The sequence below is a fragment of the Streptacidiphilus fuscans genome, from assembly GCF_015690355.1.
Taxonomy (GTDB): domain Bacteria; phylum Actinomycetota; class Actinomycetes; order Streptomycetales; family Streptomycetaceae; genus Streptacidiphilus; species Streptacidiphilus fuscans.
The window spans coordinates 229,957-248,690 of the sequence record NZ_JADPRT010000009.1; the positions used below are offsets into that span (position 1 = coordinate 229,957).

The window sequence follows — 18,734 nt, forward strand, 5'->3', positions numbered from 1 at the left end:
CCTCCTCGCACCGGAGTGCGGTTGCTGGGATCGACGGAACCGGACGGGCCCCAGCATCGCTGCCGGGGCCCGACAGGCCGGAGGTACGCGACTGCACTTTCAGAGGTCGGGGACTCTCGGAACTTTCCGAGGTCGGGACTCTCGGAGCTCGGGACTCTCAGAGGTCGGGACTCTCGGAGGTCGGGGCCCGCTCAGCGACGGACAGTTCTGTTCTCGTCGGTGATCGCCGCGAGCACCGCGCGGTAGCCGGCCACCAGTCGGTGCTGCGGATAGGCGGTGGTGATCAGGCGTTCGCCGGCCAGAGCGGCCATCTCCGGCGCGTAGGGCAGCACCGCGGTGACGGGACAGCCGTACGCGGCCTCGGCCTCGGCCCGGATCCGGTCCTGGACCACTCCGTCCGGGGCCATGTTGACCACGATGCTGCGCGGACCGCAGCCGAGCCGGTCGGCCAGCGCGGTGGTCTCCCGGGCGCCCGCGAGATCGAGCCGGTCGGCCCTGGTCATGATCACCAGGCAGTCGGAGCTCGCCATCGCGGTGACCGTCTCGTTGTTGAAGCCCGCGTGGGTGTCCAGCAGCAGCAGGTCGAGGGCGAGCGAGTCGACCAGCCGGTCGAAACCCTCACGGAGCAGCCCGACGTCGTAGCCCCGCCCCATGATCTCGCTGATGCCGGCCGTGCGGCTTCTCGCCGGCACCAGGAAGAGACCGTCGTTGCCGATGTCGGTGCGGGCCGGGTAGGCGGCGTCCTCGATCTCGCAACGGCCGATCAGATAGTCCGTCAGAGACCGGCGCAGCGGCGGCTCGCCGAGATCGAACATGACGTCAAGCGTCGGCGTCTGGATGTCGGTGTCCACCACCGCGATCCGGCGGCCCTTCGCCGCGAGCAACAGGGCCAGGTTCGCCGCCGTGCTGGACTTCCCGGTGCCTCCTCGGTAGGAGTGCACGGTGATGATGCGCGACATGGCACTCCCCGCTCGTCTTCTTGGTCGGCAGATCCGACCGTCGTCCTGGGACCGTCGGCCTGGGAACTGGGTTCACGCCTCGGCGACCGGCCAATGCGCGGCCATCATGGTGATGTCGTCGAACTGCTCGGCGGAGCCCACGAACGCGCACAGGGCCTCGTCCATGTGCTGGAGCAGATCCTTGCCCGTGTCCGTCCCGCCCTTGAGCAGGTCGAGCATCCGCTCCTCGCCGAAGAACTCCCCTGTCGGGGAACGGGCCTCGGTCACCCCGTCGGTGTAGACGAAGAGCGTGTCCCCCGGGCTGATCTGTGCGTAGCCCAGGGAGAAGTTGCTGTCGGGAATGACCCCCACCGCGGGACCGGTGGGTTCGAGCATGACCGGCTCGCTGCCGTTCCCGCTGACCAGGACCGGGGGGTTGTGCCCGCCGTTGATGTAGACCAGGTTCCCGGTCGCGGGGTCCAGGACCCCGAAGAACATGGTGGCGAAGTATCCCTGCCGGATGTGGTTGCGGATCAGGTAGTTGTTGGTCCCCACCACCGCGTTGAGCAGCGGGGTCGCGCCGACGACCGGGATGGCCCGGCTCTGCTCCTGCCAGGCCGCCTCCTCGCCGAGCAGGTCGGCGGCGATCAGGTTCTGCAGGCCGCTCTGCTCGGCGGTGTGCCGCAGCAGACTGCGGATCAGCGCCATGAACAGCGCCGCACCCACGCCCTTGTCGCAGACGTCCGCGACGACCAGGGCCAGGCGACGCCGGTTGACGATCTCGAAGGCGTCGTAGAAGTCCCCGGCGACGGTCTTGGCCGGGCGGAACCGGACGTCGATCTCCCAGCCGTTGGGCTTGGGCAGCGAACCGGGCAGGAATCCCCGCTGGATCTCCCGGCCGATCTCCAGCTCCCTTTCGTAGCTGAGGAGTTCGGCGTGCGCGGCGACGTCCTCGACGGTCCGGCTGAAGCTTGCCCGGTGTCGGCAGTCCCGCAGCCTGGTGCGGACCAGCTCGGGGTTGAAGGGCGGGACCAGGTACTCCCAGCCCGCGTTCACATGCTGGTCGAGCATGTGCAGGTCGTGGTCGGCGAAGGCGACCACGGTCGGGCCGCGCCCGTTGGCCTCCAGCCGCCGGGCGACGATCCGTACGGTGGTGGCGGGCAGTTCGGCGGCGACGAGCAGCACGTTGTGCTCGGCGTACCGGTCGGGCTCGGCCAGCAGCACCTCCTCCGGGGTGAGGATGTCCACGGCGGCGCCGAGCTTCCTGAGCGCGGCCAGGAGTTCCCGAGGCACCTCGCTGGGCCCGTGCAGGATCAGAATCTCATTCTCAGACATGGCATCCCATTTGTCCGCTGTCAGCCACATGCATCACCAGGGTGCTGACGTTCCGGCCGCTCACCCGCTCGTATCCGAAGGAGTCCACAGCGGTGAGAGCGAGGAAGACACCGAGCCCGCCGATGCCCCGTTCGGCGAGCGGGGCCTTGAGGTCGGGGGTGCGCATCCCGTCCCTCGGGTTGAAGGCGGGGGCGTCGTCCTCGAAACGCACCTGCACCCGCCCGCCTCCGATCTCGCCGGCGACGGCCATCCGCCCTTCGGCTCCTCGGTATCCGTGCATGACGATGTTGGTCGCCAACTCGTCCGCCGCGAGCCGGAGTCGGTAGCAGGCGTCGTCGGGCAGGCCGGCCCGCTCGGCGAGGCGGACGACGAACTCGGCGACCTGGTCGAGGGAGTCGAGGGAGGCCGCGATGCTCAGCGTGGACACGGAACGGTCGGATGCTGGTTCGGCGGCGCAGGGGAGTGCGCACGGACGAGGGTGCGGGTCTGCGCTGCCAGAGTCGGTCATCATGCCACCTCGCCCCCTCTCAGGCGCTGACGAGTTCGATGCTGTGGTCGAAACCGGCCAGCCGGATGGTGCGCGCCACCGTCTCGGTGGCGCCGGTGATCACGATCCGGACCTCCTCGCCCATCTTCTGACGGGCGAAGACCAGGGACCGCAGTCCGGCGCTGGACATGTAGCTGAGTCGGTCGGCCTTGATCTCCAGATGGCTGGCACCGCTCCCCGCGGCGTCGTCGATGACGTCGTGGAAGTGGGTCGCGGTGGAGGCGTCGAGCTCTCCGCTGATCTCGATCGTCGCGGTGTCGCCCGCGAGCTCCAGGACGGCGGCGAAAGCCATGACAGTTCTCCTCGTGTTCGAGTTGGTCGGGCAGGTGGGTTCGGGCAGGCGGGTTCGGGCAGGCGGGTTCGGGCAGATCGACCGGTCAGGTGGACCGTGCGGGCTGACGGTCCGGGCGGGCGCAGGCACAGCCCTGCCCCGCGGCGTCGGCCGGCGGGCGGCCGACCAGGATCACCGCGGAGTGCGGTCCGAGGCGGTACCGGCCGGGGTGCTCCAAGGTCGGCTCCGCGCCCGGCCGATGCAGCCCGTGCGGCGCGGTGGCCCCGGTGTCGGTGAACAGGTGCCAGGACTCGCCGGGCGGCAGGCTCGGCAACTCCAGGTCGTGCGCCTCCCAGTGGGCGTTCACCGCCACGTAGACGTGGTCGTCGGCGACCTGGCCGCGCTTCAGGCCGCGACCGCCGCGCAGCATGGCGAGCACCCGGACGTGGTGGGCCCAGTCCGGTTCCCATGCCCTGGTCCCGTGCCAGCTGACGTCGGGGAAGCCGCTGGGGACGAGGTGCCCGCGCGGATGCTCGGCGGAGCGCAGCACCGGGTGGGCGTGCCGGAAGGCGATCAGACCGCGGGTGAACTCCAGGAGCTCCGCGTTGGTCTCCACCAGGCTCCAGTCGAACCAGGAGAGCTCGTTGTCCTGGCAGTAGGTGTTGTTGTTGCCCTGCTGGGTGCGGCCGACCTCGTCGCCGGCGAGCAGCATCGGCACGCCCTGGCTGGTCAGCAGGATCAGCAGCATGTTCTTCATCTGACGCAGCCGCAGCTCCCGGATGTGCGGCGAGTCGGTGGGACCCTCCACGCCGCAGTTCCAGCTGTGGTTGTCGTTGGCGCCGTCGTTGTTGCCCTCCCCGTTGGCCTCGTTGTGCTTGTCGTTGTACGAGACCAGGTCGTTGAGGGTGAACCCGTCGTGGGCCGTGATGAAGTTGATCGAAGCGGTGGAGGAGCGCCCCTCGTACAGGTCCGGCGAGCCCGCCATCCGGGTCGCCAACTCGCCGACCAGGCCCGGCTCGCCCTTGGTGAAGCGCCGGACGACGTCCCGGAACTTGCCGTTCCACTCGGACCAGCGGCCGTAGTTGGGAAAGTGCCCCACCTGGTAGAGGCCGCCCGCGTCCCAGGCCTCGGCGATCAGCTTGGTGTGCCGCAGCACCGGATCGAAGGCGAGTTGCTGGAGCAGCGGGGGGTTCGGCAGGGGCGTGCCGTCGGTGTCACGGTCGAGGATGGCCGCCAGATCGAAGCGGAATCCGTCGATGTGGTACTCGGAGACCCAGTACCTGAGGCAGTTGAGCACGAAGTCGCGGACCACCGGGTGGTTGCAGTTGACCGTGTTGCCGGTGCCGCTGAAGTTGAAGTACTCCCCCTGCGGAGTCAGCATGTAGTAGGTGGCGTTGTCCAGGCCGCGGAACGACAGGGTCGGACCGTGCTCGTTGCCCTCGGCCGTGTGGTTGAAGACGACGTCGAGGATCACCTCGATACCGGCCCGGTGCAGCGCCTTGACCAGCGTCTTGAACTCGTCCGCCTGCATCCCGAGCGGACCGGTGGCCGCGTACCCCGCCTTGGGCGCGAAGAAGGACACCGTGTTGTAGCCCCAGTAGTTGTGGAGACGCCGGCCGGTGGCCGGGTCCGTCCTGGGGTTGTCGAACTCGTCGAACTCGAAGACGGGGAGCAGCTCGACGCAGTTGACGCCGAGTTGCTGGAGATACGGGATCTTCTCGCGCAGCCCCGCGTACGTGCCCGGAGCGGACACCCCCGACGAGGGGTGCCGGGTGAACCCGCGCACGTGCGTCTCGTAGATGACCAGGCTCTCGTACGGCAGTTGCAGCGGGGTGTCGTCCCCCCAGTCGAAGTCGTCGTTGACGACCTGGGCGCGGTAGGGGTACGGGTCCTCCCAGTCCGGCTCCCGGCCCCACTGGTCGCGGCCCGAGACGCCGCGGGCGTGCGGGTCGAGCAGGATGCGCTCGGCGTCGAACCGGTCACCGCGCGCCGGGTCGAAGGGGCCGTCGGCACGGAAGCCGTACCGCAGGGTCTCCAGGTCGAGTCCGAAGACCGTCATCGCGTAGACGCTGCCCACCCGGAACTCCTCGGGGAACTCCAACTCCCCGGTCGGTTCGGCCGAACCGTTCTCGAACAGCACCAGCCGCATCGAGGTGGCGCGGTCCGAGTACACCGAGAAGTTGACGCCGCCGGGCACGGTGACCGCGCCGTAGGGGAAGGCCCGGCCTGCCCGCACCCGGTACCGGCCGATCCGGTGGGTGGGGAACCCGTCGACCCGGGTCTGGACCTCCATGTCCGTCATCGGCCGGCACGGTTCCGCTCGGCCACCGGGTCGGCTCCGATGGTGAAGAAGTCCAGGAACCCGGTGGCGGACATGACGAACCTGACCTCGTCGCTCAGCCCGACCAGGGTGATGGCCGCGTCGCGCTGCTGCGCCTGGCGATGCACGATCAGCAGGGTGCGCAGGCCCGCGCTGGAGATGTAGGACACCTCGGTCAGGTCGATCAGGAGCTTGGCCCCCTCGCTGACGTACGGCAGCAGCTGGCTCTGGAGTCTGGCGGAGGTGATGCTGTTGATCTCCCCCTCCAGCGTGATGGTGAGGACGTCCCCCGCGGTCGACGCGGTGAGCTGGACGGTCATGCTGCCTCCCCCTTCCGGACGGCCGGCTCCAGCCGGACCTTGACGGTGACCCGGCCCGAGGTCTCCGGGAGGCGCACCGTGAGCGCGTCGGCGTCGAAGTCCTCGTGGGGCTCGCCGTCGACCAGGACCCCGGCGATGCGCACCGAACCCGGCGGCAGCAGGTCCGGGGAGACCCGCAGGACACGGTCCGGCAGCTGCGCGGGGTCGGGCTTGAAGTGGAAGTCCATCGGATTCCCGTTGATCAGCAGGTTGTTGTAGACCGCGCCGAGGAAGCACAGCTCCGCGGAGTGGTACATGCTCATCGAGTGGCTGCCCTTGAGGCGTTCGGTACCGAGCAGGTACGGCAGGCCGCCGGCCAGGACGTTGAAGTAGACCGCCCCCTCGTCGTGGTCGAGGAAGAAGGCGTTGTAGAAGGACTGGGCGCTGCGGGCCTCGTCCTGGAACAGACCCCGACCGGTGCTGCCGCTGAGGATCAGGTAGGCCAGGATCGCCTGCTCCTGCTGCCACCAGGCCTTGCGGTCGTGCCAGGCGAAGCGGTGCTGCCCCTCGCCGTCCGCCCGGAGCCGCTCGACCACGTCGTACCAGCCGCCGCGCTGCCGGTCGCTGCCGACCTCGGGCATGGTCTCGCCGATGCGCTGCGCGGTGTCGAGGTAGGCGTCCTTGGGACGCAGGGCGTGCATCCGCATCAGGTTCCAGGCGATCTTGAGGTTGTGGCCGACGACCGCCCGGTTCTGCTGCCAGCCGTGCTCGGTGTCGTGGGTCCAGTCCTGGTGGAACCGCTCCTGGACGAAGGGGCTGTTCTTGGTGTCGGGGAAGTGCTCGACGATGGTGTCGAAGGTGGACTCAAGGAAGTCGGCGTAGGCCGGGTCGCCGGTGGCCAGGTAGAGGTTGATCAGGTAGGCCGGGGCGTGGTCGCCGACCGAGTTCCAGTTCTTGCGGGACCGGTTGGGGCCCAGGGACTCGTGGTCGGGGCTCAGCAGGATCGGGTCGATGTGCGAGTAGTAGCCGCCGAACTCGGGGTCGCGGTAGAAGCGGTCGAACAGCCGGATGGTCGCGTCGGCGTCGCTGAGGATCCGCGGGTCGCCGGTCACCCGGTAGGTCTGGACCGGGCCGGCCAGGGCGTAGATCTGCTCGTACATCGGCAGCGCGTCGTAGTCGTCAGAGAACTCCGACGTGAAGAGCTTCTTCTTGATGTCCCCGTCGATGTTGACGCCGTGGTACCAGTAGACGACGTCGTTCTCGCTGTCCACGAACCGCATCTGCTCACGCAGGTACTCGGTGCCGCGCTCGGCCACGTCGAGGTAGTCCTCGTTGCCGGTCAGCATGTACGCCGAGGCCATGCCGTAGACCAGGCGGGAGATGGTGTCGGTCTCCTGGACGTGGCTGGCGGTCTTGTCGCCGCCCAGTCGGATCTCGGTGCGGTAGCGGCGGAAGTCGACCGGCTCGTCGCCGAACTGCGCCCGCCGGTAGAACCGGGCGATGCTCTCCAACTGCCGGACCCACCAAGCGTGCTCCTCGAACCGGTGGTCCTCGGCGTTGCGGCCGACGAAGAGCAGGTGCTTCGCGTCGAACCTGGCCCCCCCGCCCTCCGGGTAGAAGACGCCCTGGACGAAGAGGTATCTCCCCGGTTCGACCATCGCGCCCACGTGCCCGCCGGCGTCCACGTACGGTTCGTCGAGATTGCGCAGCAGCTCGGCGCTCGGGTCGCCTGCGACGGAGACCTCGAAGAGGCGGCCGTCCGCGGTCTCCAGGGTGAAGACGTCGTGCTCGCGGTCGACGGCCACGACGTGTCCCGCGATCGTGTCGGAGAAGCTGAAGTCGATTGAGTTGGACATGGGTCCTCCCAGTGACGGGTCGGTCGGTGGAGCCTCGGGCCGGCTACTCGTGGGGGTGGGCCGCCGCGGCCGGGACCGGGCCGGCGACCCGGCTCTCCACAAGGATCTGCCCGGCCAGGCCGCAGATGAGGATCAGTTCGAGCACCGGTGGACGCATCGGGACGTCCAGCGTGCCGAGCACCAGGAACGCGGTGCCGAGGCCCAGTCGGCACCAGGCCCGGGGATCGCCCCAGGGCCGCATGTTGAGCTGGTGGATCGTGCCGATGCCGAGCAGGAAGGCGGCCACCCCCCAGCAGAGCACCGTCTGCCAAGCGCCGGTCTGGCGGCCGGTGTTGGCCGCCTCGGTGGCCAGCAGGCCGCCCACCCCGGTCGCGGCGATCCCGGCGTGGATCACCAGGTGCCCGTAGACGTACGCCTGGCCGGTCAGCCGCCACTGCCGCAGCGGAGAGGCGTCCACGAAGTCGAAGCAGAGCCACCACTGCGCCGCCGCGACCAGGAAGGCGCCGGCGACCGCCGCCAGCGCCATCGGCTGGAGCCGGCTGGAGGTGATGCCGGCTGCGTTGAGCGCCACCACCTCACCGAGCACGATGATGGTGAACAGCCCGAAGCGCTCCGGGATGTGCGACATGTCGAACGGCACCCTGGCGATCGCCGCGGCGGACAGCAGCGGCGTCAGCATGTCCACCGCGAGCCCGACGGCCCACAGCACGTAGCAGACGGGCGGCGGCACGAACACCGACACCAGCCAGACCGCCGCACCCGTTCCGAAGCCGAGGAGGTAACGCCGGGTCAGCGGCCTGGCCTCGTGCGCGTGACGGTGCGCCCTGGCGTAGAGACCGACCAGGATCAGTCGGCTGGCGGCGTAGCTGAGGGCCATCCTGGCCGCCCCGGTGGAGCCGCTGAACGCCCCCGGGATCGCCATCGACATGAACAGGATGGCCGCCATCGCGGCGATCACGATCAGCCGGTAGGCCCGGTCGTCGTTGTCGAAGCGATCGGAGTAGAAGGTGTAGGACACCCAGGACCACCAGACCGGAACGAACAGGGCCGTGTAGCGGGCCGCGCCCGCCCAGGTCGGATCGTGCAGCAGGACCGAGACGAGCTCGGCGACGGCGACCATGAAGACCAGGTCGAAGAACATCTCCAGCGGAGACGTGCTCCGGTCGTGCGCGGCGTCGGCCTTGCGCAGCCGCAGCCGGATCCGGTCCGACCGCGGCCCGCCGGCGCGCGGAGCGTCCCGCGTGGCGCTGTCCAGCGTGTCCAGGGCGGTCATGGCGGTCAGCTCTCGCTGACCCGGATGTGCCCCTGGTCCACGTAGCCCTTGACCTCGACGATCCGGCCGGACTCGTCCAGCCGGAACACGTCGATGCCGTCGACCACGACCTGCGCGTCCGGCTTGGTCTGGACGATGTGGAAACTCAGGGCGGCCTCGTCGCCGGACACGATCAGGTCGGTGATCTGGAAGTCCACCTTCTCCACGGACGCGAACAGGCCGTCCCAGAAGGCGGCCAGCGCCTGGACGCCGCGGTTGGGCGTCGAGCCGACCGGGTCGATCTGCACGACGTCCTCGGCGAACAGGGCGACGAACCGCTCCCGGTCCTGGGTGTTGAAGCTGTCGACGTAGGCCGTGACGGTGTCACGGATCTGCTGCTCCTGCGGCATGGTCTCTCTCCTTGTGGGCGTTGCGGTCGGGTCGGTCAGCGGGACGCGAGCGCCCTCGCGCCGATCTCCTCCAGGAACGTGCTCATGAACCGTCCGGTGACCTCCGGGTGCTTGGCCGTGACCAGCTCCCCGTCGACGACCAGGTCCGCGGTACCGGACCCGGCGTAGACCACCTCGGCGCCGGCGCTCTCGACGTCGCAGACGATGTTGTGGGCGCAGGTCACCTGTCGGCCCCGCAGCAGCTCCGGGGCGGCGCACAGCAGCCACAGCGAGTGGCAGATCGCGCCGACCAGGACGCCCGGAGCGGCCATCGCCGCCCGGACGAACTCCACAGCGGGTGCCGTGTTCCTGGCGTTCGGCCCGGACACCTCCGGCTGGTAGCGCAACCGGTCCATGGCGTAGGCGCCGATGCAGATGATTCCCGCGTAGTCGCTCGGGTCGACGTGCAGGACGTCGGTGGTCACCGTGACGTGGTCGTCGACGGTTCCGTCGTCCGGGTTGCTGCCGAAGGTCAGCTCCGGCTGTCCCCACAGGTGGGACAGGTACTCCACCTGGTAACCCTGCGCGGGGAAGTACTCGTTGAAGGCCCGGAACTCGGTCGAGTCGAAGTGGTCCTCGATCAGAACGCCGATCACGCCCTTGGTCGCCGGCATCGGATCACCCACCGAGGCCCAGCGGCGTCAGCAGCTGGCCGGGGTCGAAGTAGGCGGTGACCTCCTTGATCCGGCCGTCCTCGATCCGGAAGATGTTCATCCCCCGGACCGTGATCCGCTCGTGGGTCGGGGCCGCTCCCATGAACACGCCCTGGTGGGTGCCGGTGATGGTGAACGCGGCGGCGACCTTGTCGTCCTGCTCCAGGAGGTCGTCGACGGTGAACACCCGGTCCGGGAACCCGCCGTACCAGCGCAGCGCGAACTCCTTGTAGGCGGCCAGGCCGTGGATGCCGTCCGGAGAGATCGGGTTCTCGAAGACCACGTCCGGAGCCATCAGGCTGTCAGCGAGCTGAAGGTTCCCGGGACTGGTGAGGAACTCCTCGTAGTACCGGCGGACGAGCTCCGCCCCTGTGTCGGCCATGACCATCTCGCTTCCGTGGGTTGGTGGGGTCTTCTTGGCTGCGTCGCGTGTGTCGTGTGCGTCGCGTGCGTCGCACTTCGTCGCCTGCGTCGCGCTTCGTCGGCGCGGGGCCCGACGGCCGGCTCCCCGGTGACGCACGGGAGCCGGCCGAACCGGGTCAGGCGCTGCGCAGGAACCACTCGGCCGCCCGCTCGCCGATGACGTAGCAGGTGAGGTTGGGGTTGCCGCTGACGTGCGTGGGCATGACCGACGCGTCGACGACGCTCAGGTTCTCCACGCCGTGCACCCGCAGCCGCTGGTCCACCACGGCGCCCTGGTCCTCGGCGGAGCCCATCCTGGCGGTGCCGACCGGGTGCCACAGGGTGGCGGAGTTCTCCCGCACGTAGTCGAGCAGCGCGGCGTCGCTGTCGACCTGACGCTGGGTCAGGTTCTCGCTCAGCCCGGTGGACAGGTCCTGGATCTGCTTGGAGTTGGCGATCTCCCAGGAGAGCCTGACCCCGTCCAGGGCGATCTTCCGGTCCGCCTCCTCGCCGTAGGAGTTGAGGAAGATGTCGGGCTGGACCGTGGGGTCGGCGCTGCGCAGCGACACCCGGCCTCGGCACAGCGGCTTCTGGAGCACGCTCATCACGCTGATCGGCCGATGGGTGGCCGGCGCGTAGCGGCTGACGAAGTACAGCTGCATGTTGTTGAACTGGTCGGTCCCGGGGGCCGTGTAGCGCGCCAGGACCTGCACGTCGGGATCGTTCGGGTCGGTGACTCCCTCCTTGGGGAGCAGGCCGACGGTGATCTGCTGGTGCTCGATCAGGTTCTCGCCGACGTTCGGCTGGTCCAGGACCACGTCGATGCCCAGGCCGCGCAGCTGCTCCTTGGGACCGACGCCGGAACGCAGCAGGATGGCCGGCGAGTTCAGCGCGCCCGCCGACAGCGTGACGTGCCTGGCCTGGACCGTCTCGGTCCGGCCGTCCGACACGATCTCCACTCCGGTGGCCCGGGTGCCCTCGAACAGCACCCGGTTGACCTGCGTCAGCGCCCGGATGGTGAGGTTGGGACGGTGCTGGGCCACGGACAGGTAGGCGACCGAGGTGGACACCCGCAGATTGCCGTCCCGGTTCATCGGGATCGGGCCGACGCCGCTGGCCTGCGGGTCGTTGTGGTCCGGCACGTAGCCGAATCCCTGGTCCAGGCAGGCCTCCAGGTAGGCCGCCTGGAACGGCACCAGCTCGTCGCGCTTCCAACGGACGATCGGCGTGGGGCCGTTCTGCCCGTGCAGCGGACCCTGGAAGTCCTGGTCGTTCTCCTGCTTGACGAAGTACGGGAGCACCTGGTCCCAGGACCACTCGTCGTTGCCGAGTCCGGCCCACTCGTCGTAGTCCGCGGGGATCCCGCGCAGCGCGATGGCGCCGTTGACCGAGGAGCAGCCGCCGGCGACCTTGCCGCGGGCGTAGGTCAGGGACCGGCCGGGCACCGCCTCGGCGGTGTAGCCCCAGTCGTGGTCCTCCACGGACACGGTCAGCGCGTTGGTGATGTCCTCGGGCGTCTGCGCGACCTCGCCCCAGAACGGGCCGGCCTCGAGCAGCAGGACGGTGCAGTCGGGGTTCTCCGACAGCTTGCTCGCCAGGACGGCCCCCGAGGAGCCGGCCCCGACGACGATGTGGTCGTAAATCATCGCTCTCCCTTTCCGGGGTCGGGAGCGAGGCCGGGGAACTCGCCGGTCTCGATCCACGATTCGATGGCCTCCTGCTCTGCGACATCCACGTACTCGAGCCGGATGCCCAGCAGGTCCGGCTTGGTGATGATCCAGTCGGGAGTGGCGCCTTCGGCACTCCTGGACGCCGCGTCGATCCCAATGCCCTGGGCCTCGAGCGTCTTGATCCGGGTGGCCATGTCCGGCTCCCACAGGCCCAGGTAGAGGATCTGACCCTCCTTCTCGGCCGAGAAGATGCCGTCGCCGTGCGCCTCGATCAGCTCGTAGTAGGGCGGGCCCTCCTTCGAGAAGGCCACATGGACGACCTGCTCGTGCGGCTCGGGGTCCTCCAGCCGGGGGTTGGTCACCCAGGCGGGCTTGGTGAAGGTCACGCCCAGGATCCGGGAGAACTCCTCGATGGCCCGGTCGAGATCCGGGACGACCACCCCGATGTGGAAGTACGTCGGCGCCGTCACGTCAGCCCCCTGTCCTGGTTGTCGGTGGTTTTCCGAGTCGGGTCCCCCGCCGGAACCGGAACGTACGAGTGGAGTTCCGGGTCCGCCGCGAGAAGGGGAAGCATGGCCGGGACGAAGACCTTCAGGTACTCGGTCGCGGAATGCCGCGCAAGCGCCTCTTCGTCCACGTACTGCTCGACCACGAGATATCGACGGGGCACGGTAAGGGACCGGACGAACTGGAACAACGGCGTGCCCGGCTCATTGGCCAGGACGTTCGCCACCAATTCCCCGAGGAGTTTCTCGAAGGGCTCCTCCGAACCCTCATTCACATTCAGCACCGTGGTGCAGGTGATCACGGGATCCCTTGCTTTCTTGACCGCAGGCGGTCAGCGAAGAGGGGGCAGCAGCACGTCGGCCGTGGCGTCCTGGAGCGCGGCCTCGGCCTCGGGGTACGCGTAGTACTCCGGGCCGTCGTTCTTGAAGAGGTCCGCGCCGACCGCGCCGAGCGTGTCGAACCACATCGACATCTCGCGGCCGATCTCCTCACCGAAGAGGTAGTTGACCATCGCGACCGTGCCCGCGTTGATCGAGCTGGCGCCGGCCGTGGTCCAGATCCGCTGGTCAGGAGCGCCCAGCCACATCCGGCGGGGCTCGACGACGTTGGCGCCCTCCTCCTTCAGCCGCCGGGTGATCGGCGGACTGCAGGTGACAGGGGTGTTGCCGAGCACGCCGGCGCGCTGCAGGATGCCCACGCCGACGCAGTTGGAGCCGATGAACTTGCCGTTGACGTAGTGGTGCCGGATCGTGTCGAGGACCCGCTCGTCCTTGGTGGCCTCACCGGATCCGTTGCCGCCGGGGACGTAGAGGACGTCGTAGAGGTCGCCGTTCTTCAGCACCGCGTGCGGCTCGACCCGGGCGCCCATCTGCATCTCGATGCTGCCCTCGTCGAGCGCCACCAGCTTGACGTCCAGCTGCTCGCCCGTCGTGTTCTTCAGGTAGACCGCGACGCCGGTCAGGATCTCCCACGGAATGATCGTGTCCGATTCGCTGCACCGGTGGTAGGCGAGAACTCCGATGGTTTTGATGTCGGTCATGCCTGTGTATTCCCCTCCGCTGGACTTCCCGGCTGAAATGGAATGGGACACCGGGTTCGGAGAAAAGTTAGCCCAGCCGGCCGGAAGGCCCCACGGGCATTGTTCAGACTTTATGACGTCCGTACCGGGGCCGGGCGACCGCCCGGAGCCGAAGTCACAAAGTATCTGCGGGTTCTTTGTCCTGGGCCCTGCGGACAGCAGATCCTCACAGGCATGACAACAGAGAGCACCGGCAGGACCGTGCTGGCCGCAGGGCCGAGCGTTCCGGCCCCACAGCCGCCCGAGAAGCCCCGGACCGCCATCCGCTTCGGCACGGTCGTCGTCGGGAACTTCATGGTCCTCATGGACGCCTCGATCCTGAACGTCGCCCTTCCGTCGGTCCGTCACGACCTGCACGCGTCCGCGGGATCGCTGCCGTGGACCGTCGACGCGTACACGGTCGTGTTCGCGGGCCTGATGCTGGCGTCCGGCTCGGTGGCGGACCGCTGGGGGCCACGACGGGTCTACCGCACCTCACTTGCCGTCTTCGGCGTCATCTCGCTGCTCTGCGCGGGCGCCACCGCGACCGGCATGCTGATCGCCGGCCGGGCCCTGCTCGGCGTGGCGGCGGCCGGTCTGGTGCCCGCGTCACTGGCGCTGCTGGCCGGGCTGTACCCGGACCCCTCACGTCGCGCCCGCGCGGTCGGCAGCTGGGCCGCGCTCAGCGGCCTCGGACTGGTCGCCGGCCCGGTCGTCGGCGGGGCGCTGGTCGCCCTGGGCGGCTGGAAGCTGGTCTTCCTGGTGAACCCGCCGATCGCGTTCGCCGCGTTCTTCGCGGCCCGGGTCTTCCACACCGACAAGCCCGCGAACCACCGGCCGGTCGACGGCTGGGGGCTGCTGCTCTCCATCCTGGGCCTGGGCGCGCTGACCTTCGGTCTGGTCGACGCGGGAGTCTCCGGATGGGGCCGTCCTGTTCCTGCCGTCTCGATCGGCCTGTCCGTCGTCGCCTTCGCGGCCCTCTTCCTGGTCGAGCGCCGGGTCGCCTTCCCCGCGCTGCCGCCGACGCTGCTGGCGATGACCCGGGTGCGCTCGGACCTGGTCGCGGGCGGGGTGGCGTCGCTGATCTTCTACGGCCTGCTCTTCTCGATGACCCAGTGGATGGTCAACGAGCGGCACCTGTCCCCCTTCCAGGCGGGCCTGGCCTTCCTGCCGATGACCCTGCCGCTGGCCGTGCTGCCGATCTTCACCGGCCGTCTGGTGGCCAGGATCGGCACCCGGCCACTGATCTTCTTCGGCATCACCGCCGGCGGCCTGTCCGGCGCGATCCTGGCCGGCGCGGGCGCCCACGCCTCGTTCGCGCTGATCGTCGTCGCGCAGGTGGTGCTGGCGTTCGCGAGCGCGACGGCGATCCCCGCGGCCACCGCCGACCTGTCGATGGCCGCGCCCAAGGACCTGGCCGCCACCGCCCAGGGCGCGCTGAACGCCTCCCGTCAGGCCGGATCGGCGCTCGGCGTCGCCGTCCTCGGGACGCTGGCGACCATGCACGACATCGGGCTCGCGGTCACCGCGTTCGCCGTCGTCACGCTGGTGGTCGTCGTCCTCACCCACCGGGCCCACCCCGCGGCCTGACCCGGCACCTCCCGGGTCCCCACGCACGGCTCACGAAAGGAAGACCGTCATGGCCACCGCCATCGAGGACGCCACCGAGGCCCCGGTCGTCAGGGACATCGTGTGGATCCGTCAGGCACTGCAACGTGCCATCGAGTTGGAGCACTCGACACTGCCGCTCTACACCGCCGCGATGCTCTCGCTCGAGGTGCAGAACTACACCAGCTACAACTCCATCCGCAGCGTGCTGATGGAGGAGATGGTGCACATGTCCATCGCCGCCAACATGCTCGCCGCGATCGGCGGGCGACCGCGGATCAAGAACATCTCGCACGTCTTCCCCTCCAAGGGGCTTCCCGGCGGCGTCGAGCCCGATCTGCACATCGGTCTGGCCAAGCTCTCCAAGGCCCAGTTGCAGAACTTCATGCGCCTGGAGTCACCGCTCTTCCTGCTGCCGCCGGAGTTCTCCCACGAGAGCTACCCGACCATCGGCAAGCTCTACGGCGAGATCCGCGCCGCGATCGTCGACAACGCGGCGGAGCTGCGCGCCGCGGTGACCGGCGGCCGGATCGCCAACCAGGTCGGCGACAACATCGGCTTCAAGACGATCGTGCCGACGCCCGGCGTCGACCCGATCGACCAGCTGCTGGAGGGCATCGACGAGATCCTGGAGCAGGGCGAGGGCGCCTCCAGCGGGCTGATCCAGGCCGGCGCCGCCTTCCAGCACGAGGAGTCGCACTACGGCAAGTTCGCCGAACTCTGGTACGGGCACCAGTACCGGCAGCCGAACCCCGTGGTGGAGCTGACCCGGGAGTCCGAGGCGGTCTACTTCCAGGGGGACCGGATCGACTGGCCCGCGGTCGTCAACACCCTGGCGGTGCCGGCGGACGGCTACGACCGGTTGCTCGCGGAGGACCCGGACGGCGAGGCCGCCGCGGCCGAACTCGACATGTTCGACCAGGGCTACACCGCGATGATGGGGAAGCTGGACGAGCTGTGGAACGGGTCGAGCGACCCGATGACCCAGTGGGCGACCTTCGGCGAGGCCGTCGAGCACATGGCCAAGTTCCGGGTGCTGTCCTGCTTCACCCTCATGCGGCGCGAGGTCCCCCGCGCGCTGGTGGACGACCTGCCCCGGCTGTATCCCACCGAGTTCGGCTTCCTGCGCACCTACACCGACCTGGACCAGCCCGTCTTCTACGGTCCGCGCTTCCGCAACCTCGCAGCCGACAACCGGAAGTAACGCCCCGCCGGACAGCTGCCCGAGGGCCTGTCGGGCAGCCTCTACCCAGGAGCCACGATGAACCGCACCCCCAAGATCCTCATGGTGCTCTCCAGCCATGACCGGCTGGGCGACACCGGCCGCCCCACCGGCTACTACCTGCCCGAACTCGCCCACCCCTGGAGCGTGTTCGGATCCGCCGGCTACCACGTCGACCTGGTCTCGCCGCAGGGCGGCCGACCCCCGGCGTACGGAACCGACCCGCAGGACCCGATCCAGCAGGCGTTCCTGGACGACGCGGAGGCCGGTCGCAAGCTGGCCGCCACGCTGCGGCCGGAGGAGATCGACCCGGCCGACTACGACGTGGTCTTCTACGTCGGCGGACACGGCACCATGTGGGACTTCCCCGGCAACGCCGCCCTGGCCGGGATCGCCCGCGACGTCTACGAGAACGGCGGCGTGGTCGCCGCCGTCTGCCACGGCCCGGCCGGGCTGCTCGACATCACGCTGTCCGACGGAACCCGCCTGGTCGAGGGCAAGCGGGTCACCGGGTTCACCAACAGCGAGGAGGCCGCGGCCGGACTGACCGACGTGGTCCCCTTCCCGTTGCAGACCGCGCTGGAGCAGATCGGGGCCAAGCACGAGGGCGTCGGCGACTACCTCGCCCACGTGGTCGTCGACGGCCGCCTGGTCACCGGCCAGAACCCGGCGTCGGCCTTCGGCACCGCCGAGGCCGTGGTCGGCGTGCTGGCCGGACGCTGATGCGAGCCGACCCCGCCGAGGCGGAGCGCGGATCCGCCGACCCACGCCGCTGGGTGGTCCTGGGGGTGGTGTTGACCAGTACCTTCCTGGTCATCGGCGGGGTCTCCCTGATGAACCTGGCGATCCCCTCGATCCAGGACTCCCTGCACGCGGGTTTCGCCGAGGTCATGTTCGCGGTCGCGGGCTACGGACTGGTCTACGCGGTCTTCCTGACCACCGGCGGTCGGCTCGGCGACCTGCTCGGACGCAAGCGGGTGCTGCTGACCGGACTGGCCGTGTTCGTCGCGGCCTTGACGGCCGGCGGCCTCGCTCCGGACGCCCAACTGCTCATCGCCGCCCGGCTGGTGCAGGGGTTCGGTGCGGCGCTGATCTACCCGCAGGTCCTGTCGGTCATCGACGACACCTTCACCGGACGCGAACGCACCTTCGCCCTGGGGCTGTTCGGCGCGTCGATCGGGGTCGCCATCGTGTCCGGGCAGTTGATCGGCGGCGGGCTGATCGAGCTCGCGCTGTTCGGGCAGACCTGGCGGCCGGCGCTCCTGGTGCTCGTCCCCGTCGGGCTGGCCGCGCTGCTGACCGGCAAGTTGGCGATGCGCGACGAGCGGCCACCGGGCGCGGAGTTGCGGATCGACTACTCCGGCATCGCGCTGATCGCCACCGCGCTGTTCTGCCTGGTGCTGCCGCTGCTCGTCGGCCCCGACCTCGGCTGGCCCTGGTGGAGCTGGGCGATGCTGGCCGCCACCGGTCCCGCCTTCGCCCTGCTGCTGCGGCACGAGCGGGTGCTGGCCTCCGACGGTCGCACCCCCCTGGTCGATCCGGCGCTGTTCCGCCAACGCTCCTTCTCCGTCGGCATGCTGATCGGCGTCATCTTCTTCGTCACCGTGGTCGGCTTCACGGTCTACACCACGCTGACCCTCCAACTGGGCATGGGCCTGGTGCCGATGCAGGCCGGCCTGGCCTACGCGCCGGTGGGCGTCGCCTTCTTCCTCGCCTCCCTGCTCGCACCGAGGTTGGTGCTGCGCCACGGCGGGCGCAGCGTACTGACCCTGGGCTGCGCGCTGCTGGCCGCGGGCCTGGCGGCGGTCTACCTGTCCGTCTCGTCGGCGGGTGCCGACACCTCGGGCGGGACCCTGCTGCTCCCCCTGCTCGTCGTCGGAGCGGGCCAGGGCTGCGCCATGTCACCGCTCATCGGCAGCGTCCTTGCCGGTATCAGGCCGCATGACCGCGGCGCGGCGGCGGGGGCGTTGACCACGGCGTTCCAGCTCGGCCAGGCGCTCGGCGTGGCCGGCGTCGGCACGCTGTTCACGCTGCTGGGCGCGGTGCCCGGGGCCGTGCAGCAGGCGGAGCACTACCGCTCCGCCTACCGCACCGCCCTGGTGCTGCTGGCCTGCCTCGCCCTGGTCTGCCTCGCGCTGGTGTCGCTGCTGCCGTCGGCTTCCGACGCCGAACACCACGTCCACTGGGCGGCACACGGTCGGCGCACCGGCGCCGCCCACGCGCTCTACCACCTGACCGGCGGCCATGTGGCTCACCTGCTGCACCGCTGGACCCATCACCACGACCGTCCGCCGGAGGCAGCCCAGGCGCTGGACCTTCCGGAACCGGTCCTCGACGGAAGGAACTGA

At 69.6% G+C, this 18,734-nt stretch carries 19 protein-coding genes; 4 read left to right on the top strand and 15 right to left on the bottom strand.

Going from position 1 to position 18,734, the window contains the following annotated elements; translation table 11 throughout:
* Nucleotides 1-191: 191 nt before the first annotated feature.
* The 15 genes from I2501_RS22315 to I2501_RS22385 form a co-directional block, all read right to left on the bottom strand.
* Complete coding sequence (locus I2501_RS22315; protein WP_196195918.1) at nucleotides 192-959, bottom strand: MinD/ParA family ATP-binding protein; 768 nt, start codon at nucleotides 957-959, stop codon at nucleotides 192-194.
* A 72-nt stretch (nucleotides 960-1,031) separates the two neighbouring features.
* A complete protein-coding gene (locus tag I2501_RS22320) occupies nucleotides 1,032-2,273 on the bottom strand; it encodes a PP2C family protein-serine/threonine phosphatase (RefSeq protein ID WP_196195919.1) in 1,242 nt (413 codons plus the stop codon).
* Nucleotides 2,266-2,700 (bottom strand): ATP-binding protein, encoded by a 435-nt coding sequence (locus tag I2501_RS22325; RefSeq protein ID WP_328806529.1) that lies wholly within the window; start codon nucleotides 2,698-2,700, stop codon nucleotides 2,266-2,268. Before I2501_RS22325 ends, I2501_RS22320 begins: the two co-directional genes overlap by 8 nt.
* A gap of 100 nt (nucleotides 2,701-2,800) precedes the next feature.
* Nucleotides 2,801-3,112, bottom strand: coding sequence for an STAS domain-containing protein (locus I2501_RS22330; RefSeq protein WP_196195920.1), 312 nt, complete (start codon nucleotides 3,110-3,112; stop codon nucleotides 2,801-2,803).
* Nucleotides 3,113-3,197: 85 nt separating this feature from the next.
* Complete coding sequence (glgX, locus tag I2501_RS22335) at nucleotides 3,198-5,393, bottom strand: glycogen debranching protein GlgX (RefSeq protein ID WP_236046902.1); 2,196 nt, start codon at nucleotides 5,391-5,393, stop codon at nucleotides 3,198-3,200.
* The gene (locus I2501_RS22340; RefSeq protein ID WP_196195921.1) at nucleotides 5,390-5,731 is read right to left on the bottom strand and encodes an STAS domain-containing protein; all 342 of its coding nucleotides are present in this window, start codon (nucleotides 5,729-5,731) and stop codon (nucleotides 5,390-5,392) included. The genes glgX and I2501_RS22340 overlap by 4 nt, the downstream gene beginning before the upstream one ends.
* The gene (locus I2501_RS22345) at nucleotides 5,728-7,566 is read right to left on the bottom strand and encodes an AGE family epimerase/isomerase (RefSeq protein WP_196195922.1); all 1,839 of its coding nucleotides are present in this window, start codon (nucleotides 7,564-7,566) and stop codon (nucleotides 5,728-5,730) included. The genes I2501_RS22340 and I2501_RS22345 overlap by 4 nt, the downstream gene beginning before the upstream one ends.
* 43 nt (nucleotides 7,567-7,609) lie before the next feature.
* The gene (locus tag I2501_RS22350; protein ID WP_196195923.1) at nucleotides 7,610-8,839 is read right to left on the bottom strand and encodes a low temperature requirement protein A; all 1,230 of its coding nucleotides are present in this window, start codon (nucleotides 8,837-8,839) and stop codon (nucleotides 7,610-7,612) included.
* 5 nt (nucleotides 8,840-8,844) lie between these two features.
* A complete protein-coding gene (locus I2501_RS22355; protein WP_196195924.1) occupies nucleotides 8,845-9,228 on the bottom strand; it encodes an SgcJ/EcaC family oxidoreductase in 384 nt (127 codons plus the stop codon).
* 35 nt (nucleotides 9,229-9,263) lie between these two features.
* Entirely contained in the window at nucleotides 9,264-9,881 is a 618-nt protein-coding gene (locus I2501_RS22360) for a DJ-1/PfpI family protein (RefSeq protein WP_196195925.1), read from the bottom strand.
* Between the two features lie 4 nt (nucleotides 9,882-9,885).
* On the bottom strand, nucleotides 9,886-10,302 hold the full coding sequence (locus tag I2501_RS22365; RefSeq protein ID WP_196195926.1) for an ester cyclase: 417 nt from the start codon (nucleotides 10,300-10,302) through the stop codon (nucleotides 9,886-9,888).
* Nucleotides 10,303-10,459: 157 nt separating this feature from the next.
* On the bottom strand, nucleotides 10,460-11,968 hold the full coding sequence (gene mftG, locus I2501_RS22370; RefSeq protein ID WP_196195927.1) for a mycofactocin dehydrogenase MftG: 1,509 nt from the start codon (nucleotides 11,966-11,968) through the stop codon (nucleotides 10,460-10,462).
* On the bottom strand, nucleotides 11,965-12,462 hold the full coding sequence (locus I2501_RS22375; RefSeq protein ID WP_196195928.1) for a VOC family protein: 498 nt from the start codon (nucleotides 12,460-12,462) through the stop codon (nucleotides 11,965-11,967). The genes mftG and I2501_RS22375 overlap by 4 nt, the downstream gene beginning before the upstream one ends.
* Nucleotides 12,459-12,800 (bottom strand): putative quinol monooxygenase, encoded by a 342-nt coding sequence (locus I2501_RS22380; RefSeq protein ID WP_196195929.1) that lies wholly within the window; start codon nucleotides 12,798-12,800, stop codon nucleotides 12,459-12,461. The genes I2501_RS22375 and I2501_RS22380 overlap by 4 nt, the downstream gene beginning before the upstream one ends.
* A gap of 30 nt (nucleotides 12,801-12,830) precedes the next feature.
* Complete coding sequence (locus tag I2501_RS22385) at nucleotides 12,831-13,538, bottom strand: DJ-1/PfpI family protein (protein WP_196195930.1); 708 nt, start codon at nucleotides 13,536-13,538, stop codon at nucleotides 12,831-12,833.
* A gap of 213 nt (nucleotides 13,539-13,751) precedes the next feature.
* On the opposite strand from I2501_RS22385, the gene I2501_RS22390 reads away from it, so the two are divergent.
* The 4 genes from I2501_RS22390 to I2501_RS22405 are packed head-to-tail and all read left to right on the top strand — an operon-like array spanning nucleotide 13,752 to nucleotide 18,734.
* On the top strand, nucleotides 13,752-15,146 hold the full coding sequence (locus I2501_RS22390) for an MFS transporter (RefSeq protein WP_196195931.1): 1,395 nt from the start codon (nucleotides 13,752-13,754) through the stop codon (nucleotides 15,144-15,146).
* Nucleotides 15,147-15,195: 49 nt separating this feature from the next.
* Entirely contained in the window at nucleotides 15,196-16,368 is a 1,173-nt protein-coding gene (locus I2501_RS22395) for a ferritin-like protein (RefSeq protein WP_196195932.1), read from the top strand.
* A 57-nt stretch (nucleotides 16,369-16,425) separates the two neighbouring features.
* Nucleotides 16,426-17,109: a type 1 glutamine amidotransferase domain-containing protein gene (locus I2501_RS22400; RefSeq protein WP_196195933.1), complete on the top strand. Its 684-nt coding sequence runs from the start codon at nucleotides 16,426-16,428 to the stop codon at nucleotides 17,107-17,109.
* Nucleotides 17,109-18,734, top strand: a complete 1,626-nt coding sequence (locus tag I2501_RS22405; RefSeq protein WP_196195934.1) for an MFS transporter — start codon at nucleotides 17,109-17,111, stop codon at nucleotides 18,732-18,734. The genes I2501_RS22400 and I2501_RS22405 overlap by 1 nt, the downstream gene beginning before the upstream one ends.

Coding starts and splice junctions, on each gene's coding strand:
- I2501_RS22315 (WP_196195918.1), bottom strand. CDS start 959: ATGTCGCGCATCATCACCGTGCACTCCTACCGAGGAGGCACCGGGAAG.
- I2501_RS22320 (WP_196195919.1), bottom strand. CDS start 2,273: ATGTCTGAGAATGAGATTCTGATCCTGCACGGGCCCAGCGAGGTGCCT.
- I2501_RS22330 (WP_196195920.1), bottom strand. CDS start 3,112: ATGGCTTTCGCCGCCGTCCTGGAGCTCGCGGGCGACACCGCGACGATC.
- glgX (WP_236046902.1), bottom strand. CDS start 5,393: ATGACGGACATGGAGGTCCAGACCCGGGTCGACGGGTTCCCCACCCAC.
- I2501_RS22340 (WP_196195921.1), bottom strand. CDS start 5,731: ATGACCGTCCAGCTCACCGCGTCGACCGCGGGGGACGTCCTCACCATC.
- I2501_RS22345 (WP_196195922.1), bottom strand. CDS start 7,566: ATGTCCAACTCAATCGACTTCAGCTTCTCCGACACGATCGCGGGACAC.
- I2501_RS22350 (WP_196195923.1), bottom strand. CDS start 8,839: ATGACCGCCCTGGACACGCTGGACAGCGCCACGCGGGACGCTCCGCGC.
- I2501_RS22355 (WP_196195924.1), bottom strand. CDS start 9,228: ATGCCGCAGGAGCAGCAGATCCGTGACACCGTCACGGCCTACGTCGAC.
- I2501_RS22360 (WP_196195925.1), bottom strand. CDS start 9,881: ATGCCGGCGACCAAGGGCGTGATCGGCGTTCTGATCGAGGACCACTTC.
- I2501_RS22365 (WP_196195926.1), bottom strand. CDS start 10,302: ATGGCCGACACAGGGGCGGAGCTCGTCCGCCGGTACTACGAGGAGTTC.
- mftG (WP_196195927.1), bottom strand. CDS start 11,968: ATGATTTACGACCACATCGTCGTCGGGGCCGGCTCCTCGGGGGCCGTC.
- I2501_RS22385 (WP_196195930.1), bottom strand. CDS start 13,538: ATGACCGACATCAAAACCATCGGAGTTCTCGCCTACCACCGGTGCAGC.
- I2501_RS22390 (WP_196195931.1), top strand. CDS start 13,752: ATGACAACAGAGAGCACCGGCAGGACCGTGCTGGCCGCAGGGCCGAGC.
- I2501_RS22395 (WP_196195932.1), top strand. CDS start 15,196: ATGGCCACCGCCATCGAGGACGCCACCGAGGCCCCGGTCGTCAGGGAC.
- I2501_RS22400 (WP_196195933.1), top strand. CDS start 16,426: ATGAACCGCACCCCCAAGATCCTCATGGTGCTCTCCAGCCATGACCGG.
- I2501_RS22405 (WP_196195934.1), top strand. CDS start 17,109: ATGCGAGCCGACCCCGCCGAGGCGGAGCGCGGATCCGCCGACCCACGC.